Below are 25,004 nucleotides of genomic sequence, written 5' to 3' on the forward strand. Positions count from 1 at the left end.
TCCTGTGGCGTCGTTTCCTGTGGTGTCGGAACGCCGTCCCCCGAATGGGGGGTTGGGGCGGCGCCGGGGCGAGTCGCTCTTGACATGCCCCTCACCAGCGACGACGCCGGTGGGGCGAGGCGGGGGGCGTTGCCCGGTGTGCCCGCTCGGTTGCAGAGCGCCGTGGCCGCTTCCACGGTGGGCTCAAGATCGGACGCACATCGAAAGGAACACCCATGCGTGGTCTGCCCGCCCGGCGTATCGCCTCCTCCGCCCTCTGCGCCACCCTCCTCGTCGGCATCGCCGGACCGGCCGCGGTGGCGGCCGAGCGGGACCCGTCCACCGCGAGCGTCCAAGCGGCGCAGGCGCCCGTCCCCAACGCGGACGCCCTCCTCGCCCAGGTCAAGGGCCTGGGCAACCTCGGTACCGTGCTCACTCCGGTCACCGACCTGCTCAACGCCGTTCTCAAGGCCGACAACGGCCAGCTCTCCGCCGAGGAGGCCACCAAGCTCGGCGACGCCGTGAAGGAGGCCCTCGCCAAGGTCACCGCGGCGGCCCCCACGGCTCCGGCGACGCCGCCCGTGGCTCCGCCGGCCACGAGCACCCTGCCCACGCTGCCTACGGCGCCCACGCTGCCTACGGCGCCCACCCTGCCGACGCTGCCGACCGCGAAGAACGGTGCCGCCGAGGCAGCGGCCGCGCAGCTCCCCGCCGACCTCGTGGGCGACGCGGTCGCCGCCCTCCAGAAGGCCGTCGACGCCCTGCTCAAGGCGGCCCAGTCCGGCGATGTCACCCAGGTGGTGGCAGCCCTCACCGGTGTGCTGACCGGCCTGGTCAACCTGGTCGCGGCCACGCTCCTCGGCGGCGGCCTGCCGGCCCCGAACCTGCCCGGCCTGCCGGCGCTGCCGACACTGCCGAGCCTGCCGACCGGTCCGCTCCCCACGTCGTAGGCGTACGCGACTCCGTTGTGCCGGTCTCCACGAGAGGCCGGCACAACGGCTTTTTCATGACAGCCCCATTACCCCAATTACCGGGTACGGAGTTTCCGCTCCGGTGAGGGCTCGTTAGGCACGGCGTCAGAATTCCCTCTGGTGACATGAGTTGCCGAAGAAAGGAACGCGATGAAGTCCCTGAAGGCTGCCGCTGTAGTTGCCGGTTCCGTGGTTCTCGCCGGTGCCGCCGCGCCCGCGTTCGCCTACGACGCCGCCGACGTCACGCCCACCAGCCTCAACGGCGCCGTGAACACGCTCACCAGTGGCGACATTCAGCCCCGCGAAGTGATGCCGCTCCAGCACCAGTCGGACGCGCTCAACACCGAGAACAAGGACTCCGTGCTCAGCACCGTGAAGGAAGCGACCACCACCCTGAACTCCGGCGGACTGCTCGGCGGTCTTCCCCTCCAGGGCTGAAACGCCTCTCGCGCAGAAAGCGCCGAATGGGTGCCGAAAGGGCCGTTTCCGTACCGGCGTATGCCGATCCGTACGGGACGGCCCTTCGTGCTGTTCGAGTGGCGTCCCCCGTTCGTGTGGACAGGCCGTGCTCGATCGCCCGGTCGGGTGAGAACACGTCCGGCCGTATTCCGGGGCGTCGATAAGGTCGCGCGGTGACCTCAACCTCAAGCGAAACCCGCCCCTTCCGCGCCGCGGACCTGGGCACCCTCGTCGTCATGGCCTGGAGCGGCGAGGCCCCCGACGGCGACATGCCCTACCTGCTCGCCTACTCCCTCGGTGACGGTGCCGCGGGCCCGGAGGGCTCCACGGCCGCCGTGGAAGCGCTGCTGGAGAACAACGGCCTGCCCGTCGGCGGCGACCTCGTCGACGGCAACGGCCGGCCGAGCCTGCCGGTCAGCCTGCTGGTCGAGTCCGGCTCGGCCGTCGTCACCATGCCGGGCTTCAACGCCCAGTGCGCCCCGCCGCCGGAGTGGCTCGCGGCCGTCGGCGAACGCGGCTTCGCCTACTTCGTGTTCACCACCCGCCCCTGGCCCGAGGCCGAGCCGGGCAAGCCGGTCGAGCCGGAGGCGCTGGCCGCCTTCGCGGGCGCGGACGAGACCCTGAACGCGGCCGCCCACATCGTCCTCCCCGCCCGCAGCCTGCGCGGCTGATGGCACGCGCCGCGGGCGGCAGTCGCGCGTTCGCCGTCCTGCTGGTGCTCACCGGGGCCGCGGGGCTACTGGCCTCCTGGGTCATCACCCTCGACAAGTTCAAGCTGCTGGAGGACCCCGGTTTCACCCCGGGATGCAGCCTGAACCCGGTGGTGTCCTGCGGCAGCGTCATGACCAGCGACCAGGCATCGGCCTTCGGGTTCCCCAACCCGATGCTGGGCCTGGTCGCCTACGGCGTCGTCGTCTGCGTCGGCGCGAGCCTGATGGCCGGCGCCGCCTTCCCCCGCTGGTACTGGCTGACCTTCGCCGCGGGCTGCCTGTTCGGCGTCGGGTTCGTGTCCTGGCTCCAGTTCGAGTCGCTGTACCGGATCAACGCCCTGTGCCTGTGGTGCTGCCTGGCCTGGGTCGCCACGATCCTCATGTTCTGGTACGTGACGTCCTTCGCCGTACGCCGGCAATTCCTGCCCGCGCCCGCAGCCTTCAGGTCATTCCTCGGTGAATTCACCTGGGTGTTCCCGCTGTTGCACGTCGGAATCATCGGAATGCTGATTCTGACGCGATGGTGGGACTTCTGGACGAACTGACAATTCCCCCGGCGTACGTCGTACTACTGCGGCAGTCGGGGGATTCTTGCGCTGGAGACTGTCCCAGGATCGTTACGCGGTACGGACGTCGAGTTCCCGAACCCCGAAAAGGACCGTACCTGTCATGAAGTCGACCACTCGAGGGACCCTTGCCGCCGTCATCACGGGCGTGGCGGCCGCGATGGGGGCCGCCGCGACCCCCGCCGCCGCCGTGGACACGGTTCCGGTCCCCGTGCCGCTGGAGGGCGTCGAGAACTCCCTCAACATGGAGCTGCCCAAGCTCGGCGGCGAGATCCCGCTGCTGGTGCCGGGCGCACCCGAGGGACCGCAGTACGTCGAGGGGCGCCTCCTCCCGGAGCGGGTGATCCCCCAGCTGCCGGTCAGCGGCGCGCTGCCGGGCGCGGGCCTGCGCGCTCCGCTGCCGCACATCCTCGGGGACGACTTCGACCACGTCGCCGTCGAGGCGCCCGTCTCCGACCTGCGCACGCTCGGTCCCGGCCTGAGCGTGGACGCCCCGCTGACCCCGCCGAAGCCCGAGAACTTCGGCCTCCCGGGCACCAAGCTCCCGCAGGTGGGCGTGCTCGCCCCGGTCCTCCAGACCGTGCCGGGCGCGAACCTCGCCACGGGGACCGGCCTCTAGGACTGCGCTCCAGGGCTGGCCTCTAGGACCGGCCGGCCTCCAGAGCCGACCGGGCTCCAGGGCCGGTCGACCCGCCGACCGGACGGGCCCGGGCGAACACGCCCGGGCCCGTCGGCTGTCCGGGTACGCGTGTCCACCTCCCGGCCGCCCGACGGTGACCGCGGAGGCCGCCGGACGGTTACCGCTACGACAAACGAAGCGCAGCCACCCGGACGAGGAGCAGACGATGGTCATCAGTGTCGGCGGAGCACCGGTAGGCGGGGAACCCTCGGCGGCGCGCACGGCGAGAGGCGGGCCCGCGCGGAGCCGACGGGACCTGCTGCTCGGCCTGGTCGGACCGGCGGCCGTCGCGGTCGCCTTCCTCCCGTTCGCCGCCGTCTCCCGCTCACTGCGCGCGGCCGAGCCGCCCGCGGACGTCGTGTTCGACGAGACCTACCGGGGCCGCCACATCCGCGGCATCAGGACCTCGGCGGCCGCCGCCGGACGCGTCCTCGGCGACGGCGGCTGGCAGGTCACCGTCGACGGACGGCCGCTGCATCTGATGCGCCGCGCCGACGGCACCTGGCTGAGCATGGTCGACCACTACCGGTCGTACGCCACACCCCTGGAGGCCGCCCGTGCCGCGGTCGACGAACTGGGGCCGGGGCAGCTGCGCGAGAGGGGACCCGAAGACATGGGGGGACACGATGGGGGACGCGATGGCGTACACGCGTAAGGACGTCAGCACGCTCACCGCCGCCGAGAAGCGGCGGTTCGTGAACGCGCTGCTGGAGGTCAAACGGAGGGGCGAGTACGACGAGTTCGTACGGATGCACATCGAGTACTACGTCTCGGACGGCGAGGGCGGCCTGCGGACGGCGCACATGGCGCCCTCCTTCCTGCCCTGGCACCGCCGGTTCCTGCTGGAGCTGGAGCGGGCGCTGCGCCGCGTCGACTCCTCGGTGACCGTGCCGTACTGGGACTGGACGCGCGACCGTACGACGACGTCGGCGCCCTGGACGAAAGACCTGCTCGGCGGCACAGGGCGGCGCTCGGACCGGCAGGTGACCACGGGCCCGTTCGCCTACCGGGAGGGCAACTGGACCCTGCGGGAGAACATCACCGACGAGGAGTACCTCACTCGGGACCTCGGCCGGTCCGCCGACCCGATCGCGCTGCCGACGAGGAGCGACCTGGAGCGGGCCCTGGCGGACCCGGTCTACGACAGCTCGCCCTGGGACTCGACGGTCGGCAAGGGGTTCCGCAACAAGCTGGAGGGGTGGGGGAGCGGGAGCGGCCCGACCGCCTGGCGCAACCACAACCGGGTGCACCGCTGGGTCGGCGGGGTCATGGTCGGCGGCGCGTCCGTCAACGACCCCGTCTTCTGGATGCACCACGCCTTCGTCGACCTGTGCTGGTCCCGCTGGCAGCGCCGCCACCGCGAGCACCGCTACCTGCCCGCCAAGCCGCCCGCCGCGGGCAGTTCCCAGTACCGGCGGATCGTCGCCCGGCACGAGAAGCTGCCGCCGTGGGACGTGACGCCGGACGAGCTGGAGGACCACGGCCGGATCTACCGGTACGCGTGATTCCGTCGCGAGCCGGGCATCGCGCCCGGACATGAGAGAGCCCCGGCGCTCGGAGATGCCGGGGCTCTCTGGTGCGTACGGTCGATCAGTGGCCGTAGCCGTAGCCGCCGCCCGGGCCGGGGTGGCCCTTGCCGTTGCCGTCCACGTTGGCGCAGGTGTTGCCGAAGGCCGGGTTCAGCAGACCGATCACGCTGACGGTGTTGCCGCAGACGTTGACCGGGACGTGAACCGGAACCTGGACCAGGTTGCCGGACAGGACGCCCGGGGAGTGCACGGCCTTGCCGTCGGCGCCCGCGTCGGCCATGGCCAGGCCGGCGCCGCTGAGGACCGCGGCACCGGTGCCGAGGGCGACACCCGCCACCTTCGCGATGCGAGACATCACGTTCTCCTTTGACTCGGTGAGCACAACGGCAGGACGCGCCGTCGCACTCCCCCTTCAACGCCCTCACCCACGGCTGGTAACGGCGATCGCGCGGGGATCACTCTTTTTGAACAGAGGTCCGGGTCGGCGGCGCGGCGTGGAGGCGCGGGGGCGCGGAGCTGCGGGGTGCGGGGGCACGGAGGCGTCAGGGGAGTCGCCGTACCGGAGAACCCGCCAGGAATGCCTGGATGTCCTCGACCGCCTGGCTGTAGTACGTCTCGTAGTTGGCGCGGGAGACATAGCCGAGGTGCGGCGTGGCCAGCAGGCGGGGAGCCGTGCGCATCGGGTGGTCGGCGGGGAGGGGCTCGATGTCGAAGACATCGACGCCCGCGCCGGCGATGCGGCCCTCGTGGAGGGCGGCGAGGAGGGCGTCCTGGTCGACGATGGCGGCGCGGGAGGTGTTGACCAGGTAGGCGGTCGGCTTGAGGAGGGCGAGTTCGGCCGGGCCGAGCAGACCGCGGGTGCGGTCGCCGAGCGCGAGGTGCACCGAGACGAAGTCGCTGCCCGCGAGGAGGTCCTCCTTGGACGGCGCGAGGTCGACGCCCACCTCGTCGGCGCGTTCCGCGGTGAGGTTCTGGCTCCAGGCGGTGACCCGCATGCCGAAGGCGAGGCCGACCTGTGCCACCCGGCTGCCGATCTTGCCGAGGCCGAGGAGCCCGAGTCGGCGCCCGTACAGGTCGGCGCCGACCGTCCGCTGCCAGGGGCCGTTGGCCCGCAGGGCGCCGCTCTCCTCGACGATCCCGCGGGCCAGGCCCAGCAGCAGGGCCCAGGTCAGCTCGACGGGCGGGGTGGACGAGCTCGCCGTACCGCAGACCGTGACGCCGTGCGCCTCGGCGGCGGCGTAGTCGATGACGGAGTTGCGCATGCCGGAGGCGACGATCAGCTTCAGGCGGGGGAGACGGGCGATCAGGGAGGCCGGGAAGGCGACGCGTTCGCGCAGGGTGACCACGATGTCGACGTCCGCGAGGGCCGCGGCGAGGGTGTCCTCGTCGGGGAAGTGGGTGGCGTACGAGACGACCTCCACCTCGTCGGCGAGCGGTGACCAGTCGGCGAGTTCGGTCGCCGCCTGCTGGAAGTCGTCGAGCACGGCACAGCGCAGTGGCACGTGGGGTCCCTTCCCTTCGGTTCCTCTCCGGTCAAGGAGGCTGACTTTACGGGGGGTTCGGGTGGGGTGCGCATGGTGTGCGGTGCCGGGGGCTGGGAGGATCTCGGGCATGGGTGATGCGTTAGGTATGTCGAGAGCGTCACGTGGGGGTGGCTCCCGTGTCGTGGTCGTCGGGGCGAGCATGGCCGGGATGCTGGCGGCGGCGGCCGTGAAGGATCTCGCGGGGTCCGTCGAGATCGTCGAGGCCCATGAGGTGCCCGAGGGGCCCGGGCCGCGTACCGGTGTCCCGCAGGCCGTCCACATCCACTTCCTCCAGGCCGGCGGGATCGAGGCGGTCGAGGCGCTGCTGCCGGGCGCCGGTGATCTGCTGACGGCCGCGGGGGCGCACCGCATCCCCGTGACCACGAACATGATCGTTCACTCGCCCGAGGGCTGGTACCGGCGCTGGCGGCGCTCCACCCACCAACTGATCAGCGCGAGCCGGGACCTGATGGACTTCGTCGTCCGGAAACAGGTGCTCGCGGACTCCCGGGTCGCTCTGCGCCCGCACACCAAGGTCGTCGGGCTGCTCGGCGACCGTCGTGCCGTCACGGGCGTGCGGCTGCGCGCAGCCGACGGCACGGAGACGAACCTGCCGGCCGACCTGGTCGTCGACGCCTCCGGCCGGGCCACCCGGCTGCCCCGGTGGCTGGAAGGGCTCGGCATCACCGGTCTCGTCCAGGACGACGTCGACTCCGGGCTGGTCTACGCCAGCCGGGTCTACCGGGCTCCCGTCCCCACCCGGGGCTGGCCCTTCGTCGGGGTGCAGGCCGACCCGCGGCTGCCCGGGCCCGCGAAATCGGGCGGCATCCTGCCGATCGAGGGGGACCGCTGGCACGTCAGCCTGATGGGCGCGCCCGGCGGCCGGCCCACACGCGACCCGGACGCCTTCGAACCCTTCGCCCGCACCCTGCGCCACCCCGTCCTGGCCGACCTCCTCACCCACGCCGAACCCCTCACCGAGGTCAGCGTCACCCACAGCACCGCGAACCGCCGCCACTACTACGAACGGCTCCGGGCGTGGCCGGAGGGGCTGGTGGCGCTCGGGGACTCCGTCGCGGCCTTCAACCCCGTGTACGGACAGGGGATGTCGGTGGCCGCCCAGGGAGCCGTGGCGCTGCGCAACCTGTGGGCGCACGGCTCGGCACCGGGTCTCGCCCGACGCGCCCAGCGGGCCGTCGCCCGACCCGTGGATGCGGCCTGGGCTCTCTCCACCGGCCAGGACATCCACTTCTCGACCACGAACGGCAGAACTCCCGGCCTCACCGACCGCCTTCTCCACCGTTACATCAGCCGCCTGTCCCGCACCGCGATGGGTTCCTTCCACGCAGCCACGGCCCTGACAGACGTCCTGGCCCTCCAGGCCCCACCCACGTCCCTCGTCGCCCCGCGAACACTCCTGACAGCCCTCGCCGGCCCACTACGCCCACCGCTGCACGAGCCCTGCTTCACGGAAGCGGAACGCCGACTTCTGGACAAACTCGCAGGAAGGAGGACCCCGAGGGAGAGCCAATGAAAACGCCCTCCCGAAGGGAGGGCGGAGACTTGCGCCCCCGGCAGGACTCGAACCTGCGGCCAAGCGCTTAGAAGGCGCCTGCTCTATCCACTGAGCTACGGGGGCCGGTGTGTGGCCTCTGTCTTGGGTGCCCGGGTGTGGGCGGGTCCGTGACGTTGCCGGGGACAAGGATAGGGCTCCCGCGTCCTTGTCCCTGTTGCTTCGCCTCCGTGGCTCGATGTGGAGGTTCGGTGAAGCGGTCCTGATAATCGCAGGCAGGTACGAATCGTGCACCGCTTTTGGCGTCTTGCGCCCCGGGTGTTGTGCACTCGTTATGCCTGGACTGTGCCTGTGTCCCAGTCGCCCCTTCCATCCCTTGTGTTCCGTCGGCGCGCAGACATGCTCATATGCTTCAGAATTCCCCTAAAATTGGGCATTCTTCGCATGTGGTGACCTTGGACGTACGGCCTCAGCTGCTCGACGCACTCTCCGCCCTGCGCGACCGTGTCGCCGCCGCACGCTTTCCGCTGCCCCTGGCGGGTGCGCCACGCGCGCGTGCCAACCGCGACGAACTGCTCGCCCAGCTCGACGACTATCTGGTGCCCCGGTTGAGACAGCCCGAAGCGCCACTACTGGCCGTGGTGGGCGGCTCCACCGGGGCCGGCAAGTCGACCCTCGTCAACTCTCTCGTGGGACGGCGGGTGAGCGAGGCGGGCGTACTGCGGCCGACCACCCGCACCCCCGTGCTCGTCTGCCATCCGGAGGACCATCACTGGTTCAGCGGCATGCGCGTGCTGCCCGACCTCACCCGCGTGTGGGTGCCCCAACAGGAGTCGGACGACGAGCTCCTGCTCCCCGGCGAGAACCCCGCGCGCGTGCTGCGGATCGAGACCGCCGACACCCTGCCGCCCGGCCTCGCCCTCCTCGACGCGCCCGACATCGACTCCCTCGTCGCGGACAACCGTGTCCTCGCCGCCGAGCTGATCTGCGCCGCCGACATCTGGGTGATGGTGACCACGGCCGCCCGCTACGCCGACGCCGTCCCGTGGCATCTGCTGCGCACCGCCAAGGAGTACCGGGCCACCCTCGTGACCGTCCTCGACCGGGTGCCCCACCAGGTCGTCTCCGAGGTCTCGCGCCAGTACGGCGCGCTGCTCACCAAGGCCGGACTCGGTGACGTGCCCCGCTTCACCGTGCCCGAACTGCCCGAGTCGGCCTGGGGCGGCGGACTGCTGCCCGCCACCGCCGTGGCCTCGCTGCGCACCTGGCTCGTCCAGCAGGCGCAGGATCCGGCGGCCCGTCAGCACTCCCTGGCCCGCACGGCGTACGGCGTCCTGGACTCGCTCAAGTCCCGGATGCCCGAGCTGGCCGGTGCCGCCGCCGCGCAGTACGCGGCCGCCCTGCGACTCACCTCCGCCGTCGACTCGGCGTACGACAGCGAGTACGCGCGCCTGCGCGGGCGTCTGCAGGCCGGGGCCGTGCTCGCCGGGGACGCCCTCAAACGCTGGCGGGCCTTCCCGCTCGACTGCACCGCGAGCGAGCTCCTCGACGCCCTGGTGGAGAGCCTGGGCGCGCTCCTGCTGTGCGCGGTCACCGCCGCCGACGAGCGCGTCGACGACGCCTGGCGGCGCGAGCCGGCGGCCGACGCTCCGGAGTTGAGCGGCCGGGACCCGTCCCTGGAGAGCGCCGAGCACCGGATCGGCATGGCCGTACGACGGTGGCGGCGGGAGCTGGAGGAGTTCGCCGAGGAGGAGATCCGCGACCTCGACCGCTCTGTCGCGCCGGATCCCGAGATGATCGCCGCGCTCGTCGCCACCGCGCTGCTGGGCGGTCGCCGGGCCCGGCCCGCCGGGGAGGGGCTCGCCGAACGGATCGGCGCGCACGGGGCGCTGCGGCTGCGCGACCGGGGCGGGCGGCTGCTCGCCGACCATCTCGACCGGGTCATGCACACCGAACGCGAGCGCCGCCTCGCCCCCCTCGACGCACTGGAAGTCCACCCCGAACCCCAGGCCGAACTCATCGCCGCGCTGTCCGTGCTGCAGAAGGAGAGGTGACCGGTGACCGCCGTCACAGACCAGGACCAGGACCACACGGAAGACACGGAACACACGGATCACGGGGGGCGCGCGGAGCGTGCGGGTCATGTGAAGGGCACGGAGGGTGTGGAGGGCACGGAAGCTGCGGAGGGCCCAGAGTGCGCAGAGGGTGTGGAGGGCGCCGGTGACTCGGGGCCCGCCCCGGCCGAGGACGTCGTATCCGAAGCCGTGCCTGAAGCCGTGCCTGAAGTCGTGTCCGAAGCCGTGTCCGAAGAGGGCGCGTCCGAGGGAGGCGATCCCTGGGATGCCGATACAGACGGCCGCGCGGCCGAGGAGAAGCCCGTGGGGGACACGGTTCCCGAGGAGCCCGCGCGGGTCGAGAAGGCCGCGAACGGCCGCCACGCGCGCGTGAGGGGGGATTCCGAGGGTGCCTGGGACGACGGGCTCATCGCGCGGCGGGTCACCGAAGAGACCGCCGCGCAGCCCGTCGTACTGGAGACCAGGGCGTCCGCTCCCCAGACGGTTGCCCCCTTGGCCTACGACGGTCCCCTGCGGTCCCGGCTCGACGCGCTGCGCGAACTGGTGGGGCTCTCGCGTACGCGGCTGGACAGCCGGACGCTCGCCGAGGCGGGCCGGGTGCTGGACGAGGCGGTGGCGCGGCGGCGGCTGTCCGGGCAGCACACCGTCGTCGCGATCGCGGGCGCGACCGGGAGCGGCAAGTCCCAGCTGTTCAACACGCTGGCCGGGGTGACCATCTCGGAGACGGGCGTACGACGGCCCACCACGGCGGCGCCCATCGTGTGCAGTTGGAGCGACGGGGCGGCGACCCTCATCGACCGGCTGGGAGTTCCGGGACGGCTGCGCCGGCGGCCGGTGCAGAGCGCGCAGTCGGAGGCGCAGTTGCGCGGGCTCGTGCTGGTCGATCTGCCCGACCACGACTCGGCCGCCGTGCAGCACCGCGAGCAGGTGGACCGGATCCTGGCGCTGGTGGACGCGGTCATCTGGGTCGTCGATCCGGAGAAGTACGCCGACGCGGTCCTGCACGAGCGCTATCTGCGGCCGATGGCGGGCCACGCGGAGATCATGTTCGTCGTCCTCAACCAGATCGACCGGCTGCCCGGGGAGGCCGCCGAGCAGGTCCTCGACGATCTGCGGCGGCTGCTCGACGAGGACGGGATCGCGCTGGGGGAGTACGGCGAACCGGGCGCGACCGTGCTCGCGCTGTCCGCGCTCACCGGCGACGGTATCGGTGAACTCCGGGAGGCGCTCGGCCAGTTCGTGGCGGAACGCGGGGCCCCGGCGCGGCGGATCGCGGCCGACGTGGACGCCGCCGCGTGGCGGCTGCGGCCCGTCTACGCCACCGGGCGGCGCACCGGGCTGAGCGAGGAGGCGCGGGACGAGTTCGCCGCGCGGCTCGCGGAGGCGGTGGGGGCCACCGCGGCGGGTGAGGCCGCCGAGCGCGCGTGGCTGCGCAACGCCGGACGGGCGTGCGGGACGCCCTGGCTGCGGTTGTGGCGCTGGTACGAGGACCGGCGCGAGCCCGCCACGGGACGGGTGCTGTTGCGCACCCAGGCGGACGAGGAGGCCACCGCGCGCCAGCGGGTCGAGCAGGCGGTGCGGACGCTGGCCGAGCGGGCCTCTACGGGGCTCCCGGCGCCGTGGGCCCAGGCGGTGCGGGAGGCGGCCGTACGCGGTTCCCAGGGGCTGCCCGAGGCGTTGGACGAACTGGCGGTGCGGGCCGGACTGCCGCCGGGGCGGCCGCCGCGGCCGGGCTGGTGGCCGGTGGCCGTGCTGGCGCAGGCGTCCATGACGATCCTCCAGGTCGTCGGCGGGCTGTGGCTGTTGGGGCAGATCATCGGGTTCATGGCGCCGAACCTGGGGGTTCCGGTGCTGCTGATGGTGGCCGGCATCGTCGGCGGCCCGCTCGTCGAGTGGAGCTGCCGGATCGCGGCACGCGGGCCCGCCCGGCGCTACGGCACGGAGGCCGAGCGGCGGCTTCGGGAGGCGGCCGCGGGGTGCGGGCGGGCGCGGGTGCTGGATCCGGTGGCGGCGGAGTTGCTGCGGTACCGGGAAGTGCGGGAGCAGTACGGGCGGGTGGTGGGGGCGGGGGTGTGACCTGGATGGGTGGTGGGGGTGTGACCTGGACGAGTGGTGGGGGCGACGGTGTGACCCGGGTGGGTGGGAGCCCGGTTCCCTCGTACGGGTGACGGAGATATCCACAGGTGGGCGGTGGTCCACAGGGCTCGGCGGGCTCGGCCCGGCGGAGGCAGTCTGGCTTCACGTGATCGCGGCGGACGCGGTCGTGACGAAGACGGAAGCAGCCGTACGGGACGGGCCCGTACGTGTGTCCGCCCGGCCCCGGCGGCCGGGTGAGGGAGGGGTACGAGATGAACGAGACCATGGTCGCGGTGGTGGGCAACGTGGCCACGCAGCCGGTGTACCGGGAGCTCGCGACGGGGGCGTCCACACGCTTCCGGCTGGCGGTGACCGCCCGCTATCTGGACCGCGAGAAGAACGTGTGGACGGACGGGCACACCAACTTCTTCACGGTGTGGGCCAATCGCCAGCTGGCCACCAACGCGACGGCGTCGCTCAACGTGGGCGATCCGGTCGTCGTGCAGGGCCGGTTGAGGGTGCGGACGGACGCGCGCGACGGCCAGCCCCGGACCTCGGTGGACATCGACGCCGTGGCGATCGGTCACGATCTCGCGCGGGGTACCTCGGCCTTCCGGCGCGCGAAACCGGGGGAGGTGGTGACGGCGTCCGGTGTCGGTCCTGGTACTGGTCCCGGTACGGGTGGTGGTGCCGGTGATTCCGCGCAGCCGGAGCCGGATTGGGAGACGCCGGTCGCGGACGCCGGTGCCCAACGACGCGCGGAACCCGCGATGGTGACGTGACATGACGTCACGTCGTTCGGCGACGCGACGCTGACCGAACTGCGGCTTATCGGCGAAGGCATGCCCGTGCGACGGCGGTGGATTTGTCGATAAGCCCTGCTCACAAGTGATCTTGGCGATAACGATTCCGAGTCGGATCCGCCGTCCGACGGGATCACGGGGAAGCGTGGTGCGCGCTTTCCCTAGGATGCCGAACACAGCTCTCGGGGCTACTGATTCTGCTGGTGGGACCTACCCCCACGTGCCAACAGGTCCTGCTCGAAGGGGAATTCCGTGTTTTCTTCGTTCTCCGCGCTGTCGGCGCGCGGGCGAGGGGCAGGCCGCCTCGTCGCCTCGACGGTGGTGTCCGGGCTCGTCGCCGTCGGCGTGCTGGCCGCGGCCGGCCCCGCGTCGGCGGCCCCCGCGACCGCCGACGGGACGACACAGACCCAGGGCGGGGCGACCGCCACCATAGGGGGCCTGAAGACATACGGCGACGCCGTGATACACGACGCGACCGGCGATCTGACGGTGTCGGCGGGGCTGTTCGAGATGTCCGTCGAGGGCGGTGGCACCCTCCAGACGTACTGCGTGGACCTGCGCAACCCCACGCAGCGGGACGCCAAGTACCACGAGACCTCGTGGAGCGGCACCTCCCTCGGCGCCAACAAGGACGCGGGAAAGATCCGTTGGATCCTCCAGAACTCCTACCCGCAGGTCAACGACCTCGCCGCGCTCGCCGCCAGGGCGAGGGTGTCCGGGGGCCTCACCGAGCAGGACGCGGCGGCCGGCACCCAGGTGGCCATCTGGCGCTACTCGGACGGCGCGGTCGTGGACGCCGTCGACCCGCAGGCCGAGCAGCTCGCGGACTACCTGGAGAAGAGCGCCCGCAAGCTGGCCGAGCCCGCCGCCTCCCTGGCCCTCGACCCCCCGGCGGTCTCCGGCCGCCCCGGCGGACTGCTCGGCCCGGTGACCGTGCACACCAACGCGGCCGGTGTGACGGTGACCCCGCCGGCGGACGCCGCGACGACCGGGGTACGCGTCCTCGACAAGGCCGGCAAGGTCGTCACCTCCGCGATCAACGGCAGCCAGCTGTTCTTCGACGTGCCCGAGGACGCGGCGGCCGGCTCGGCCGACCTGACCGTCCAGGCCTCGACGACGGTTCCCGTGGGCCGCGCCTTCGCCTCGGAGGGCCGCAGCCAGACACAGATCCTGGCCGGCTCCAGCGAGTCGACCGTCTCGGCGACCGCGAGCGCGACCTGGGCGGAGCAGGGCGCGATACCGGCACTGTCCGCGGTCAGGAACTGCGCCGAGGGCGGCCTCGACATCACCGCGGTCAACGAGGGTGACGAGGAGTTCGGCTTCCCGCTGCTGGGGGCCGAGTACACCATCGCGGCGGGCGAGACCCGGACGGTGACGATCCCGCTTCAGGAGGACCAGGCGTACGACTTCGCCGTCGTGCTGCCCGGCGGCGCCGAACAGCGGTTCAGCGGTGTCCTCGACTGCCGTACGCAGGGCAGCGCGGGCGGTGCCTCGACCCAGACGCAGACGCTCGGCGAGCCGAACCCGGCGACGATGAGCGACACCACCTCGGACGTGAACCTCGCCGAGACCGGCAGCTCCGGCGCGACGCCGGTCATCGGGGGTGTCGCCATCGGGCTGGTGCTGATCGGTGGGGCGGCGCTGATCCTCGTTCGGAAGCGGCAGACGCAGGACTGAGCCGCCCACGCGCGCCCGGACGGCCGGTGGTCGGCCGCCGGGCCGGCGGTCACTGGGCGGTGCCGGTCAACAGCCAGCGTCGTACGGGGACTTCGAGGAGCACGCGGCCGCCGTCCGGCCGGTACGGGACGGAGACGTCCCAGCCGTCGTACTTCGCGGCGAAGGCGGCCTTGATCGCCTCGGGGAACGGGTCGCGGTGCGGGACGGCGTCTCCCTCGGCCACCACGGGGAAGCGGCCGTCCTCCAGGGTGAGGGACACCCGCGGGAACCTCTCGATGTTGCGGACCTTGACCGAGTTGCCGTCCGTGCCGATCCACCACGTGTGGTCCCGGAAGACGAACCAGACGGGCGTCACATGGGGAGACCCGTCCGGGCGGACGGTGCACAGCCACGCGTTCCACTCCTCGGCGAGGCGGTCGCGAAGGGGCGGCGTGGCCGGAGACGGCGGATCGGACGGGGATGCCAGGTCGGGCGGGGACACGGGATCGGTCATGGGCCCATCCCACCCGGCTCCTCACGGAAAAGCCATAAGGCCTCTGAGGGGCGGGACCCTAGGGTTCGTCCATGGTGACTGCGACCGTGCGTGAGTGGCACGACGAGGAGGGCTGGGGTGTGCTCGACTGCCCGGAGACCCCGGGCGGCTGCTGGGGCCACTTCTCCCACATCCAGGCGGACGGCTTCCGTTCGCTCGCCCCCGGGCAGCGGGTGGACCTCGACTGGGAGGCGCCGGGCTTCCGGCAGGACGGTTACGACTACCGCGCGGTGAGCATCGTGCCGTAGAGGGTTGCGGCGCATGGCGTGACCCGTGATGCTCGCGGTGTCGTGGCTCCCGGCGGACCGACCATCCGCCGCCGTAGGGAACCGCGGCGCCCGGTCACGCATCACTCCGGGCGGAGGCAGTCGCAGCCGCCTCATAGAATCCTGGCGATCACATCGGGGGAGAGCCGGCATGGAAACGATCATCGTCCAGCCGCCCGGGCCGTCACGGTCGGACGCCGTCGGCGCGGGCAGGCCCCAACTGCTGCACATGGGACCGGGCGACGTGGCCGACTTCGGTCGCGGACTGCCCGGCGGAGGAGTCTCCATCGTCCTGCCCGACCCCGGGATCTCCCGGCGCGCGGGTCGGCTGGAGGCGGCCGAGGACTACTGGCGCCTGTCCAACTTCAGTCAGGACGCGGCGTACGTGGTCGAGAACCTGGAAGGCGCCGGCGAGTACCTCACCGTCGCGCCGGGGCGGCTCGGGGCGCCGGTGCCCTTCGAGTTCTCCCGGGTCGTGCTGCCCGCGCTGAGCGGGACCGCCGAGTTCAAGGTGTTCGCCCCGCAACACGCCTACCTGGACGAGCGGTCCGCGCCCGGTGCCGGTGAGCAGACCGTGCACCCCTACGCGCTCGACGCGACGGCCAAGTACTTCCTGGTGCTGGTGGCGCTGTGCGAGCCGCGGCTGCGCGACCCCTCGGACAGCGCGCTGCCGGGCGTCGGGGACATCGTGGAGCGACTGCGCCCGCTGGAGAGCTGCCGGGACCTGACCCGCTCCGCCGTGAACTACCACATCGACTACCTGGCCTGTACGAAGCTGCGCCTGGACCTGGGCGACGAGCCCGGCACGGAGGGCGGCGGCCGCACCGGTGCCAAGCGCGCCGGGCTGGCCTCCTTCGCCCTGCGCTTCGGCCTGGTGCGGGAGGAGCATCTCGCCCTGCTGCCGACCCGCAGACGGCCCCTCGCCCAGGAGATCCGCGCATGACCCGGCCCGGCGCCGAGGAGGACGCCCTCGCGACGCCACGCCTGCCGTCGGGCTTCCGCGTCGGGGACTGGGAGCTCGGCGCGGTCATCGGCTCGGGCGGCTGGGGGACCGTGTACGAGGCCCGCGCGGTCGCGGACGGCACCACGGTGGCGGTGAAGGTGCTGCCGGCCGGCACCCTGGCACCCGGCCAGCGTGCCGCGCTGGGCGAACTGGTCGCGCGCGAGGTGCGGTTCAGTACCGAGGCGGACCACCCCCACCTCGTCCGGACCCACGCCGTGTGCACCGTCGACGCGCCGGACCTGCCCGCCCTGGACGGAGCGATCGCGCTGGTCATGGACCGCGCCGAGGCCAGTCTGCGCCAGGTGCTGGACGCCGCCGCCACCGGGCGCCCGGTCCCCGACGCGGTGCGGATCCTGCGCGGTGTCGCCGTCGGGCTGGCCCACATGCACGAGGCCGGCTGGGTCCACGGCGACCTCAAACCCGCCAACGTCCTGCTGGGCGCGGACGGTGAGGTCTGGCTCGCCGACTTCGGTCTCGCCACCGAACTCGACGGCACCCACGCCCACGTACCGCCGATCGGCACGCTCGACCATCTGCCGCCCGAGTGGTGGTCGCAGCGCACCGGAGCGGACGGGGCGGTGGTGCGTCCCACCGCCGACATCTGGGCCTTCGGCGTCCTCGCCCACCAGGTGCTCAGCGGCGGCCTCCACCCGTTCCCCGGCGCCACCGCCCGTGCCCGCTCGCTCGCCGCCCAGGCCTACGCCCGGGGCACCGCGCCGCTGCGTCTCGACGCCGGACTGGACGACGGCTGGCGCCGGCTCGTCGCGGACTGTCTGGCACCGGACCACGCGGGCCGCCTCCGCCACACCGCCGCGAGCCTCGCGGCCCGGGTCGCGGCACTCGCCGGTACTCCCCGCCGGCGCCGGCTGCTGCCGTTCGCCGCGACGGCACTGGTCGCGGTGACGGCCGCCGCCGTCGCCGGGGCCGCGCTGCTCGGGGGCGCCGCCGACGACGACCACGACGAGGACCCGAAGCGCGAGACGGCCGCCGTCGTCAGCGACACGCCCAGTCCGCTCGCAGGGGAGATCCCGGAGAACTCCGACGTACCGAAGGCGCTGCGTCCGATCATCGTGAGTGCCGCCCGGCGCTGCACCGACGCGGAGATCACGCCCGCCCTGCTCGCCGCCATGATCAAGACGGAGAGCGGCTTCGACGCGACCGCGGCCCGCCCGGGGGACGAGGAGTTCGGCATCGCCATGTGGACGCCGTCGGTCTTCCGGGCCTGGGCGGTGGACGGTGACGGCGACGGCGACAAGGACCACTGGTCGCCGGCGGACGCGATCCACACGATGAGTCTGTACGTGTGCTGGCTCGACCAACAGTTCAAACAGGCCAAGATGCCCGCCGCCGACCTCCCCGCGCTGATCGCGGCCGGCTACCGCACGAGCGACCGCACGGTCATCGACGAGGGCGGCGTGCCCGAGCGGGTGCGGCCGCATGTCGACGAGGTGCTCCGCCACCTCGCCGCGTACCAGCGGTGACGTGGCGGAGCCCGCCGCTCGGCGGTCCACGCCGTTCAGCGGTCCACGCCGCTCAGCAGTCCTTCACGTCCGGCATCTTGTTGTCGGGCGAGCTGATGTAGATGTTGGTGATCCAGCCGCCGTACTGGGGCAGATAGGCCCACCAGTCGTTGGTGTACGGCGGCACCGAGACCTGCTGCCCCCGCTTCTGGCAGCCCACCAGCACCTCGACACCCGCCGGGAGCTTGGTCATCGGATCGCCCTCGGTGTTCGGGTTCCGGCGGACGTTCACATGGTCGCTCCAGGTGCCGTACCACCACCCCGCGGGCCGGGCCGCGCCAGGGACGTTCAGGGAACGGGTCAGCCGGCCGATGTCCGTGTACGCCTTGCCGTACGACGTGCCGGCCTGGTGCAGGGTGTACACGGCCACGATGTTCCGGTCGCCGGCACCCACGGTCCCCGTGCTGTGCAGCGCGGGGAGGGACAGGTTCACGTCGGCGGCCGTGGCAGGGAGCACGGCGGGGGCCGTCGTACGCGAGGTGGCTGAAGCGGTGGCGGTGGGCGTCCCGCCCGCCGGGGTGCACGTGCCCGCCTCGAACGCGGTTCCCCCCGACCAGCCCTGCTTCACCGCCCACGGCTTCTGGAACGCCCCCGCGATGCCGAAGTGCTGGTCGAAGCTGTCCGACGCGCAGCGCGTGGACTGGCGCAGGTTGCCCATGATGAAGTCGCGCACCGGGGCGGGCGCCGTGTCCAGCAGATAGCGGTAGATCTTCACGGTGTCGCGGGCGGAGATCGCGCTGTAGCCCCAGAAACCCTCGTAGCCGGTGGGCGGCGGTGTGGTGTCCTGCAGGTTGAGACGGTCCGCGCGCGCCATCCGGGTGACGATCGCCGGGCCGCCGTTGTCCGACCAGTAGGTGTTGGCCGGTCCGTCCTTGCTGCTGCGCAGCATCGGCTCCAGCCAGGCCCGGTCGCCGGGCGGCACGACGTAGTCGGGGCCCCGGTTCCACAGGTAGTCCAGCGCCATCAGCAGTTTGACGATGGAGGCCGACCGGAACTTGGTGCTCGTGTTGAGCTCTTCGGTGAACACGCCGGCCTGCCGGTCGAAGACGGCGACCCCGGCGGTGACGCCGGCCGGCACCTGCACGGACGCGGCGGCGGCCGCCGCGGGCCGCGCGGACGGGGTGTCGGCGACGGCGGACCCGGCCGCGCCGCAGACCAGGAGCAGCGAGGCGACGGTGGCGACAAGTCGGCGCCTCACGTGCGCCCCTCCCCGAGGGGCGGCGAGACGCGGAGGAGTCTGCGCATGATCGTTCCTTTCGCGGTGAGCGTGCGGAGCGAGGACGAAGACTCGAACCCTAGGCAGCGGACGCCCCCAGCGGTCCCTGACGAATGTCAGGGTGACGGCCGGCCGACCCCGGCCCCATCGACTGCGCGCACACCCGACCCAGCACCCACGCGACCGGCGGACCCCCAGCTCACAGCCGCCCGACCATATGGGTTACCACCCGAGGGTGGACCTCAGGCAAGATGGGGTGTTTCTGCCGCCTTCAAGGCGCCAAACAGCCCTTGACCAGCGGTGGAATCACCGGACAGGGGCTGTCGTGGGGCCGTGGGCCGTCTGTGGGCCGTCACGCTGCTGCCGGGAGCTCCCGCACCGGGCTAACGCGCTGGAACACGGACGAGACTGCCGCCCGCGCCTTCTCGTCACTGCTCGGCATCAGGTGCGTGTAGATCCGCAGCGTGAATCCGGGGTCGGAGTGTCCCAGATACGTACTCAGGGCCTTGATGCTTCCCCCAGCTTCCAGAACGACCGAGGCGTAGAAGTGTCTCAGCGCGTGCATGCCGTCATCCGGAGCGGCGGCGTAGCGCTGGCCAGGCTCCTTGGGCGGGATGACGCCAGCGCGGGACAGAGCGAGTTTCCACACGAAGTCATCGAAGTAGCTGCGCCTGATAGCGTTTCCCACGCCGTTGGTAAAGACGAGCTTCAGTGTGACCGGCGTCCCGTCCGGCGTCTTCCAGGGCAGTGTGACTGCCACGGGCGGGAACTGTGCCATGTGCTCACGCAATCCTGCTGCAACCACCGGGCTGAGCGGCGTGTCCCGCAACTTGCCACGCTTCGGCGGGGCGAAGACCAGCTTGCCGCCCACCCGCTTGACCTGTTGGCGCACGTGCACCCAACCCGTATCGAAGTCGAGGTTGTCCACGGCGAGCCCGAGGATCTCCCCCTGCCGGAGTCCGCAGCCCGCGCCGACGTCTACGGTGGCCGCGTACCGAGCGGGCAGTCCCTCGCGCACGCTCAGCACGCGTTCCTTGGTCCACGGCACGACTAGCCGGTCCTCGGGAATCGGGGGCTTGACGGACTGTGCGTGACAGGGGTTCGACTTGATCACACCATCGTCCACCGCAGCGTTGAACACCGACGACACCGAGTCGTAGATCGCCCGGCGGTACGTACCGTTAGGCACTGCTGAGTTGAGACGGTTCAACCACGTACGCATGTGCTCAGGCTTGAATGACCCCATCGGGCGCGCCCCCAGATGAGGGATCGCGTGCAGGCGAATCCGCCTGTCCACGACTTCCTGACTCACCGGGTCCGTCGTCAGACCGCCCAACCACTTTTCGGCGTACTCACGAAACGTGATCTTCCCGGCTTTCGGATCGATGTACTGACCAGCGTCCATGTCCGCTTCGATCCGCGTCAGCCACTTCTCGGCGAGACGCTTCTGTCCGTCGGGGTAGCTCTTGGACTTCTCGGTGCCGTCGGGGCCGATGTAGCGGGCGCGGTAGCGCAGGCCGATGCCGTGGCGGTCGGTCTTGACGCGGACGGTCTTGCCGGCGGCGTTGGTCTCGGTCTTGAACCAGCGGTCTTGGATGTGGCCAGCCATGTGGGGCGTTGTCCCTTCCGAGCATGGGACGGGGAGGGCCACGGTGCGGCCCTCCCCGGGAGTTAGGTGGTGCGGGGGCGGCAGTCTCAGGCGGCGTCTTCGAGGCCGGTGCGTTCGGCCTCCCATGCCTGTACGGCGGCGGGGTTGAAGCGGAGGTAGCGGCCGACGCGGAAGCCAGCCGGTCCGATGCGCTTGCGGCGCCACTGGTAGACGGTTTCGACGCTGGGGAGGCTGAACAGGGTGACCAGGTCTTCGGGGGTGAGGTAGCGGTCCGGGAGTCCGCCGCGCAGGAGGGCGCGCGGGTCGGTCGGCTCTTCGGTGGCCATGACTGGTGACTCCTCATGTCCGGGATGGGGTGGGGGGCCTGCGTGTGTCCGAGGTGCGGATTTCTGCGTCACCCGCGTCACCTGCGTCATTCACGCCTCTGACCTGCGGCTTTCGGGTGACGCAGGGTTGGGAGGGTGTGTCACCGGTGACGCAGACCTGCGTCACCGGGTGACGCGGGTGACGCGGGGTGACGCAGGAATGGGGCGTCTGCGTCACCGCTGTTTGGGCAGGTCACGCGCCGTTTGCGGGGTGTGGGTGACGCAGGTGACGCAGCGTCTTCCCTCTTAGGACGAAGAGGGGGTGGTGTCTGTTTGTGGTGCGCGGCTCAGCGCGTGAAGAAGGAGCCGCTTCGCGGCGCGTCCATCGCAGGGCGGCGTTGCCGCCGAACAGCAAGAAGAGCACGCCTGGCGCCGGGTGCTCTTCTTGCTTGTGCGGGCAGGCGCGGTGACGGGCAGTCAGAAGGCCGCTTCCTGCTCGTGCGGGGGCGGTGCGGTGGGCGGTCGTGCGATCTCGATGTAGCGGGATGTGTTGGTGCGTCCCCATTCGATGAGGACGCCCCGGGCCGCGAGGGTGGGCTGAAGGCGCTTGAGGCGGTCTGAGAGGACCTTGCCGGTGGTCGGCCACCCTTTAGGCAGGGGACGGCACTCCTCGCCCGTGTAGAGGCCTGTGAGGCAGTGCAGCCATTCGGCGGACGTCATCCGTTGCTCGGTGCCCGGGTCGAGGCCGGCGGCGCGTTTGAGCACGGTCTGTGCCAACAGGTCGCCCTCGATGACGTCGTCGTTGAGGTCGTCCAGGCTGGCCCGGTAGGCGGTGAGTGCCCCGAGGCCGGTGGCGGCGTCGAGTTGGGCGCACAGGTGCGCGAAGTCGGCCATGCGCAGGTCGGTCGGGATGTCCGCCTGCGCCGCGCGCACCTGCACGGTGAGGTCCAGGAGCGAGCCGAGGATGACGGGCAGGACCTCTGCGAAGTCCGCCCACAGTTCCGCTTCGGTGCGTCGGATGCGGGGGCGTTCGAGCCGCAGGGGCAATAGCCGTTCGGCGAGGTCGGGGCGGATGACGCCGACGTCGATGCCGGTCATCAGCAGGGGGCGGCGGTAGCCGACGCGGAAGACGTCCCCGTCGGTGAACAGGGCGCGTTTGACGTTCTCGGCTCCGGTCACGATGCAGCACATCGCGTCGGAGAGCTCCGGGGTCATGTGGGAGAGGTTGTCCAGGGCGGTGACCCACCCGGCTGCCACCGCTGTGATCAGGTTCTCTTCATCCTTCGGGGCGCGGCGCAGGTCTCCGCTCATGCCCTCGATGATCCGCACGAGCATGCGTCCGCCGGTGGACTTGCCCGCGCCCTGGGGGCCGGTGAGGAACGGGGCCGGGACGGGCACGGTGGGACCCAGGCAGCCGATCAGCCAGGCGATAGCCAGGCACTCGGTTTCGGCGCCGGCGAAGTTGCACAGCCGCAGCAGCTGATCAATGCCCTTGCCGTTGGTGTCCTTGACCGGCAGGGGCAGTTCCCCGGTGAGCTGGGTGCGCCGCCAGCAGACTTCCTGCGGGTCCGGGGTGCGGATGTCCCATCCGGTGGGGTGGATACGCACGGACTGCCCGTCGCTGCGCCCGAGGTCCAGCCAGGTCGCCCCGTCGTAGCCGGGGGCGACGCGGATGTGCACGGGCTGCACGTCCTCGGTCAGCGCCAACGCTTCGATCAAGTCCAACGCCTCCTTGAGGGCAGTGCCGTTGAACACGCCGACCCCGTCGCGGAACAGTCCGACCATGAGTTCCTGGCGGTGGCTGCCGGTGGTGCCCTGGGAGCGGATCGGGCGAGCCACCGGGTGGCCGTTCTTCTGCGCGTACACGGTGCCGTCGGCGGTGCGGAAGTAGCGGAAGTGGGATTGGGCGTAGTCGGTGATGACCTGGCGGGCGGGGTTCTTGTCGTCGTCGGACATGGTCACAGCCCCAACCGGGTGCGGGCGTTGGTCCACGCATCGGTGCAGTGCCGCAGCGTCTCGCCCTTGGCCTGAGCGGCGGTGAACAGCCGCTGGATGTGGGCGTCTGTGAGGCAGCCGCACCGGCCATGCGTGCCCAGCACGGCGAGGAACGTCCGGTAGACGGTGGTGTGGACCGCGCTGGAAGCTGCGGTGATCTGCCGCTCCGCCATGGCGATGCCACGATCGAGGTAGGTGGGCGTGCGGTGCTGGCACTCCCCGGTGCCGACGGGCACGGTGACGGTGTGCGGTGCCGGCCGGACCGAGGTGGGTTCCTTCACGGCCAGCGCGCGCACGACCTCCGGTAGGGCGGCCGGGGTGCCGGTGCCGTAGCCGCGCCACCGGGCGTAGGACATGGCCGACTTGATGTCCACGCCAGGATGGACCGCGTTCGAGGACGGCATGACGCCCTGGTAGATCCAGTGCTCCCCGCGCGTGGTGACCACGATTCGGGTGGCGGGCAGCGTCTGGCGGGCCCACTCGATGGCGTCTGCGTTGTCGAGGTCGACCACGGTCAGTCCGGCGCCGCCGGGGTGGTAGGCGACGTCCACCGCGTGCTGCCAGGCGCGTGCCCACGGCCGCGAGGTCAGGACGTCAGGGTCGGTGGTGGCGGCGGCCCACGCGTGGCACGGGGCGGGGCAGTGGCAGGGGCCGCCGCTCTTCATGAGCGGCCGGCCGCCGCAGGCGCCGTCCTTGCAGGCCGGGCAGTTACCGAAGGGGACCTTGCCGCGCCGGAGCGGCAGCGGCGGGATGCCGGCCTCGGCGAGGTCCAGCGCGAGGCGCAGCACCTCGGGCACTCGCCGGATGTCGGTGGGTTGCGTCATGCTGGGAGACCTCCACAAGTCAGTCAGTGGCAGGTGGACAAGGGCGGCCCCGCGTTCTTTGGCGAGATGAGGGGGCCGCCCTTGGCGTAGCTAGAAGGGGCTGTTCTGCCGGTACCGCGCGTTGGTGACGATGTCGGTGTGGTCGAAGGCGAGGCCCCGGGCGTCTTCGAGTGGGGTCCAGCGGACGGCGGCGGCGTCGTCTCCGGCGTGCGCGGTGGTGTCGGCGGGGACGGTCACCAGGTAGGCGGCGGTGACGTACCGGCCGCGCGGGTCGCGGTCGGGGGCGTCGTAGACGCCGATCAGGGTCAGGTCCCAGGGGTCGACGTGGACGCCGGTCTCTTCCAGCAGTTCGCGGGCGGCGGCGGTGCGGGAGGTCTCGCCGGGGTCGACGTGCCCGCCGGGCAGGGCGAACTGTCCCTGGTGCGGGGGCCAGCCCCGCTCGATCAGCAGGACGGCGCCGTCCCGGATGCACACCACGTCGGCGGTGTAGCGGATGGTCTCGAAGGTCTCGGTCATGTTCAGCTCTCGATTCCTGGTCGGGGGTTCAGCCGTGGAAGTGGTTGCGCTTGAAGATCGCTTTGCGGATGTGGACCGTGGTCCCGTCGTGGTGGCCGCGGGTGCTGAACACCTGCACGGCGATCCAGCCGCCGAAGATCACGGCGGCCAGGGTGATCAGCTGGGTGATCAGGGCGGTGAGGGCGGTGATGAAGGTGGTGAGCAGGAGCAGGCCGCCGCAGACGGCGAGGAATCCGACGCCTCCGAGGGCGACGTTCACGGCCGCGCGGGAGATGGTCGGCTTGGTGGCGAGCGGTTCGGGCTGTGCGGGGTTGATGGCGTAGCCGGTGACGACGCGGCCGTCGGGCAGGACGACGCTCGCCACCGACGGCACCGTGCCCGGCTGCATCGGCACGACCGGTGCGGGGTGGATGGCGGCGGGGGTGATGGGGGTGGGTCGGTGGACGTCCACGGCCCGTTCGGCGGGCGTGTGGGTGGGGTGTTCGGGGTACATGCGGAATCCCTTCGAAGGGTGGTCCGGGGAGGCAGGGGCACCCCCTTCGAGGGGCGCTGTGGAGGGGGTTTTCGGGGTGCTGACCTGTATGCCTCCCCGCCTCCCCGAAATGATGTTTTCGCTGATCAGTGCGGGGGATGCGTGCCGGGGAGGGGGTTGGGGAGT

25 protein-coding genes and 1 tRNA gene are annotated in these 25,004 nt (G+C 71.8%); 15 read left to right on the top strand and 11 right to left on the bottom strand.

Annotated elements, in window-relative coordinates; all coding sequences use genetic code 11:
• The first annotated feature begins 215 nt into the window (after window positions 1–215).
• The 7 genes from K4B79_RS45510 to K4B79_RS45540 all read left to right on the top strand — a co-directional run bounded on the left by K4B79_RS45510 (window position 216) and on the right by K4B79_RS45540 (window position 4,869).
• The gene (locus K4B79_RS45510; RefSeq protein WP_232033352.1) at window positions 216–929 is read left to right on the top strand and encodes a hypothetical protein; all 714 of its coding nucleotides are present in this window, start codon (window positions 216–218) and stop codon (window positions 927–929) included.
• A 171-nt stretch (window positions 930–1,100) separates the two neighbouring features.
• A complete protein-coding gene (locus K4B79_RS45515; protein ID WP_232033353.1) occupies window positions 1,101–1,388 on the top strand; it encodes a hypothetical protein in 288 nt (95 codons plus the stop codon).
• A 194-nt stretch (window positions 1,389–1,582) separates the two neighbouring features.
• Window positions 1,583–2,080: a DUF5949 family protein gene (locus tag K4B79_RS45520; RefSeq protein ID WP_232033354.1), complete on the top strand. Its 498-nt coding sequence runs from the start codon at window positions 1,583–1,585 to the stop codon at window positions 2,078–2,080.
• Window positions 2,080–2,664 (top strand): vitamin K epoxide reductase family protein, encoded by a 585-nt coding sequence (locus K4B79_RS45525; RefSeq protein ID WP_232033355.1) that lies wholly within the window; start codon window positions 2,080–2,082, stop codon window positions 2,662–2,664. Before K4B79_RS45520 ends, K4B79_RS45525 begins: the two co-directional genes overlap by 1 nt.
• Before the next feature lie 124 nt (window positions 2,665–2,788).
• Entirely contained in the window at window positions 2,789–3,304 is a 516-nt protein-coding gene (locus K4B79_RS45530; protein WP_232033356.1) for a hypothetical protein, read from the top strand.
• 226 nt (window positions 3,305–3,530) lie between these two features.
• The gene (locus tag K4B79_RS45535) at window positions 3,531–4,019 is read left to right on the top strand and encodes a tyrosinase cofactor (RefSeq protein ID WP_232033357.1); all 489 of its coding nucleotides are present in this window, start codon (window positions 3,531–3,533) and stop codon (window positions 4,017–4,019) included.
• On the top strand, window positions 4,003–4,869 hold the full coding sequence (locus K4B79_RS45540; protein WP_232033358.1) for a tyrosinase family protein: 867 nt from the start codon (window positions 4,003–4,005) through the stop codon (window positions 4,867–4,869). The genes K4B79_RS45535 and K4B79_RS45540 overlap by 17 nt, the downstream gene beginning before the upstream one ends.
• Window positions 4,870–4,954: 85 nt before the next feature.
• Here the strand turns inward: K4B79_RS45540 and K4B79_RS45545 are convergent, their stop codons facing one another.
• A complete protein-coding gene (locus tag K4B79_RS45545; protein ID WP_232033359.1) occupies window positions 4,955–5,248 on the bottom strand; it encodes a chaplin in 294 nt (97 codons plus the stop codon).
• Between the two features lie 187 nt (window positions 5,249–5,435).
• The gene (locus K4B79_RS45550; RefSeq protein WP_232033360.1) at window positions 5,436–6,395 is read right to left on the bottom strand and encodes a D-2-hydroxyacid dehydrogenase family protein; all 960 of its coding nucleotides are present in this window, start codon (window positions 6,393–6,395) and stop codon (window positions 5,436–5,438) included.
• A 127-nt stretch (window positions 6,396–6,522) separates the two neighbouring features.
• Here K4B79_RS45550 and K4B79_RS45555 point away from each other — a divergent pair, with 127 nt between their 5' ends.
• Window positions 6,523–7,950: an NAD(P)/FAD-dependent oxidoreductase gene (locus K4B79_RS45555; RefSeq protein ID WP_232033361.1), complete on the top strand. Its 1,428-nt coding sequence runs from the start codon at window positions 6,523–6,525 to the stop codon at window positions 7,948–7,950.
• Window positions 7,951–7,982: 32 nt separating this feature from the next.
• Here K4B79_RS45555 and K4B79_RS45560 read toward each other — a convergent pair.
• A tRNA-Arg gene (locus K4B79_RS45560) sits at window positions 7,983–8,055 on the bottom strand.
• A 320-nt stretch (window positions 8,056–8,375) separates the two neighbouring features.
• Here K4B79_RS45560 and K4B79_RS45565 point away from each other — a divergent pair.
• The 4 genes from K4B79_RS45565 (at window position 8,376) to K4B79_RS45580 (ending at window position 14,560) form a co-directional block, all read left to right on the top strand.
• Window positions 8,376–9,983: a dynamin family protein gene (locus K4B79_RS45565; protein WP_232033362.1), complete on the top strand. Its 1,608-nt coding sequence runs from the start codon at window positions 8,376–8,378 to the stop codon at window positions 9,981–9,983.
• A 3-nt stretch (window positions 9,984–9,986) separates the two neighbouring features.
• Entirely contained in the window at window positions 9,987–12,080 is a 2,094-nt protein-coding gene (locus K4B79_RS45570; RefSeq protein WP_232033363.1) for a YfjP family GTPase, read from the top strand.
• Window positions 12,081–12,352: 272 nt separating this feature from the next.
• Window positions 12,353–12,862: a single-stranded DNA-binding protein gene (locus K4B79_RS45575; protein ID WP_232033364.1), complete on the top strand. Its 510-nt coding sequence runs from the start codon at window positions 12,353–12,355 to the stop codon at window positions 12,860–12,862.
• A gap of 273 nt (window positions 12,863–13,135) precedes the next feature.
• Window positions 13,136–14,560 carry a Cys-Gln thioester bond-forming surface protein gene (locus K4B79_RS45580; RefSeq protein WP_232033365.1) on the top strand — a complete coding sequence of 475 codons (1,425 nt, stop codon included), beginning with the start codon at window positions 13,136–13,138 and terminating at the stop codon, window positions 14,558–14,560.
• A 49-nt stretch (window positions 14,561–14,609) separates the two neighbouring features.
• Here K4B79_RS45580 and K4B79_RS45585 read toward each other — a convergent pair whose 3' ends face one another.
• Window positions 14,610–15,053: a pyridoxamine 5'-phosphate oxidase family protein gene (locus K4B79_RS45585; protein WP_232033366.1), complete on the bottom strand. Its 444-nt coding sequence runs from the start codon at window positions 15,051–15,053 to the stop codon at window positions 14,610–14,612.
• A gap of 71 nt (window positions 15,054–15,124) precedes the next feature.
• On the opposite strand from K4B79_RS45585, the gene K4B79_RS45590 reads away from it, so the two are divergent.
• The 3 genes from K4B79_RS45590 to K4B79_RS45600 all read left to right on the top strand — a co-directional run bounded on the left by K4B79_RS45590 (window position 15,125) and on the right by K4B79_RS45600 (window position 17,842).
• Complete coding sequence (locus K4B79_RS45590; protein WP_232033367.1) at window positions 15,125–15,340, top strand: cold-shock protein; 216 nt, start codon at window positions 15,125–15,127, stop codon at window positions 15,338–15,340.
• Window positions 15,341–15,509: 169 nt separating this feature from the next.
• Window positions 15,510–16,301: a serine/threonine protein kinase gene (locus K4B79_RS45595; RefSeq protein WP_232033368.1), complete on the top strand. Its 792-nt coding sequence runs from the start codon at window positions 15,510–15,512 to the stop codon at window positions 16,299–16,301.
• Window positions 16,298–17,842 carry a serine/threonine-protein kinase gene (locus K4B79_RS45600; protein ID WP_232033369.1) on the top strand — a complete coding sequence of 515 codons (1,545 nt, stop codon included), beginning with the start codon at window positions 16,298–16,300 and terminating at the stop codon, window positions 17,840–17,842. The genes K4B79_RS45595 and K4B79_RS45600 overlap by 4 nt, the downstream gene beginning before the upstream one ends.
• A 52-nt stretch (window positions 17,843–17,894) precedes the next feature.
• On the opposite strand, the gene K4B79_RS45605 is transcribed toward K4B79_RS45600, so the two are convergent.
• The 7 genes from K4B79_RS45605 to K4B79_RS45635 all read right to left on the bottom strand — a co-directional run bounded on the left by K4B79_RS45605 (window position 17,895) and on the right by K4B79_RS45635 (window position 24,839).
• Complete coding sequence (locus K4B79_RS45605; RefSeq protein WP_232033370.1) at window positions 17,895–19,079, bottom strand: hypothetical protein; 1,185 nt, start codon at window positions 19,077–19,079, stop codon at window positions 17,895–17,897.
• Window positions 19,080–19,449: 370 nt separating this feature from the next.
• A complete protein-coding gene (locus K4B79_RS45610; RefSeq protein WP_232033371.1) occupies window positions 19,450–20,706 on the bottom strand; it encodes a tyrosine-type recombinase/integrase in 1,257 nt (418 codons plus the stop codon).
• 86 nt (window positions 20,707–20,792) lie between these two features.
• Window positions 20,793–21,032: a helix-turn-helix transcriptional regulator gene (locus tag K4B79_RS45615; RefSeq protein ID WP_232033372.1), complete on the bottom strand. Its 240-nt coding sequence runs from the start codon at window positions 21,030–21,032 to the stop codon at window positions 20,793–20,795.
• Window positions 21,033–21,488: 456 nt separating this feature from the next.
• The gene (locus tag K4B79_RS45620; protein ID WP_232033373.1) at window positions 21,489–22,967 is read right to left on the bottom strand and encodes an ATP-binding protein; all 1,479 of its coding nucleotides are present in this window, start codon (window positions 22,965–22,967) and stop codon (window positions 21,489–21,491) included.
• A 2-nt stretch (window positions 22,968–22,969) separates the two neighbouring features.
• Complete coding sequence (locus K4B79_RS45625; protein WP_232033374.1) at window positions 22,970–23,830, bottom strand: bifunctional DNA primase/polymerase; 861 nt, start codon at window positions 23,828–23,830, stop codon at window positions 22,970–22,972.
• Between the two features lie 90 nt (window positions 23,831–23,920).
• Entirely contained in the window at window positions 23,921–24,346 is a 426-nt protein-coding gene (locus tag K4B79_RS45630) for an NUDIX domain-containing protein (RefSeq protein WP_232033375.1), read from the bottom strand.
• 28 nt (window positions 24,347–24,374) lie between these two features.
• Complete coding sequence (locus K4B79_RS45635; protein WP_232033376.1) at window positions 24,375–24,839, bottom strand: hypothetical protein; 465 nt, start codon at window positions 24,837–24,839, stop codon at window positions 24,375–24,377.
• Between the last annotated feature and the right edge of the window lie 165 nt (window positions 24,840–25,004).

The sequence above is a fragment of the Streptomyces lincolnensis genome (assembly GCF_021173675.1).
In the GTDB taxonomy this organism is placed as follows: domain Bacteria; phylum Actinomycetota; class Actinomycetes; order Streptomycetales; family Streptomycetaceae; genus Streptomyces; species Streptomyces lincolnensis_B.

Excerpts from the sequence above, each read along its gene's own strand:
- K4B79_RS45610 (WP_232033371.1), bottom strand. The coding sequence starts at position 20,706 with ATGGCTGGCCACATCCAAGACCGCTGGTTCAAGACCGAGACCAACGCC.
- K4B79_RS45625 (WP_232033374.1), bottom strand. The coding sequence starts at position 23,830 with ATGACGCAACCCACCGACATCCGGCGAGTGCCCGAGGTGCTGCGCCTC.
- K4B79_RS45630 (WP_232033375.1), bottom strand. The coding sequence starts at position 24,346 with ATGACCGAGACCTTCGAGACCATCCGCTACACCGCCGACGTGGTGTGC.
- K4B79_RS45540 (WP_232033358.1), top strand. The coding sequence starts at position 4,003 with ATGGCGTACACGCGTAAGGACGTCAGCACGCTCACCGCCGCCGAGAAG.
- K4B79_RS45595 (WP_232033368.1), top strand. The coding sequence starts at position 15,510 with ATGGAAACGATCATCGTCCAGCCGCCCGGGCCGTCACGGTCGGACGCC.
- K4B79_RS45585 (WP_232033366.1), bottom strand. The coding sequence starts at position 15,053 with ATGACCGATCCCGTGTCCCCGCCCGACCTGGCATCCCCGTCCGATCCG.
- K4B79_RS45620 (WP_232033373.1), bottom strand. The coding sequence starts at position 22,967 with ATGTCCGACGACGACAAGAACCCCGCCCGCCAGGTCATCACCGACTAC.
- K4B79_RS45575 (WP_232033364.1), top strand. The coding sequence starts at position 12,353 with ATGAACGAGACCATGGTCGCGGTGGTGGGCAACGTGGCCACGCAGCCG.
- K4B79_RS45530 (WP_232033356.1), top strand. The coding sequence starts at position 2,789 with ATGAAGTCGACCACTCGAGGGACCCTTGCCGCCGTCATCACGGGCGTG.
- K4B79_RS45635 (WP_232033376.1), bottom strand. The coding sequence starts at position 24,839 with ATGTACCCCGAACACCCCACCCACACGCCCGCCGAACGGGCCGTGGAC.
- K4B79_RS45615 (WP_232033372.1), bottom strand. The coding sequence starts at position 21,032 with ATGGCCACCGAAGAGCCGACCGACCCGCGCGCCCTCCTGCGCGGCGGA.
- K4B79_RS45510 (WP_232033352.1), top strand. The coding sequence starts at position 216 with ATGCGTGGTCTGCCCGCCCGGCGTATCGCCTCCTCCGCCCTCTGCGCC.
- K4B79_RS45600 (WP_232033369.1), top strand. The coding sequence starts at position 16,298 with ATGACCCGGCCCGGCGCCGAGGAGGACGCCCTCGCGACGCCACGCCTG.
- K4B79_RS45555 (WP_232033361.1), top strand. The coding sequence starts at position 6,523 with ATGTCGAGAGCGTCACGTGGGGGTGGCTCCCGTGTCGTGGTCGTCGGG.
- K4B79_RS45515 (WP_232033353.1), top strand. The coding sequence starts at position 1,101 with ATGAAGTCCCTGAAGGCTGCCGCTGTAGTTGCCGGTTCCGTGGTTCTC.
- K4B79_RS45590 (WP_232033367.1), top strand. The coding sequence starts at position 15,125 with ATGGTGACTGCGACCGTGCGTGAGTGGCACGACGAGGAGGGCTGGGGT.
- K4B79_RS45525 (WP_232033355.1), top strand. The coding sequence starts at position 2,080 with ATGGCACGCGCCGCGGGCGGCAGTCGCGCGTTCGCCGTCCTGCTGGTG.
- K4B79_RS45545 (WP_232033359.1), bottom strand. The coding sequence starts at position 5,248 with ATGTCTCGCATCGCGAAGGTGGCGGGTGTCGCCCTCGGCACCGGTGCC.
- K4B79_RS45535 (WP_232033357.1), top strand. The coding sequence starts at position 3,531 with ATGGTCATCAGTGTCGGCGGAGCACCGGTAGGCGGGGAACCCTCGGCG.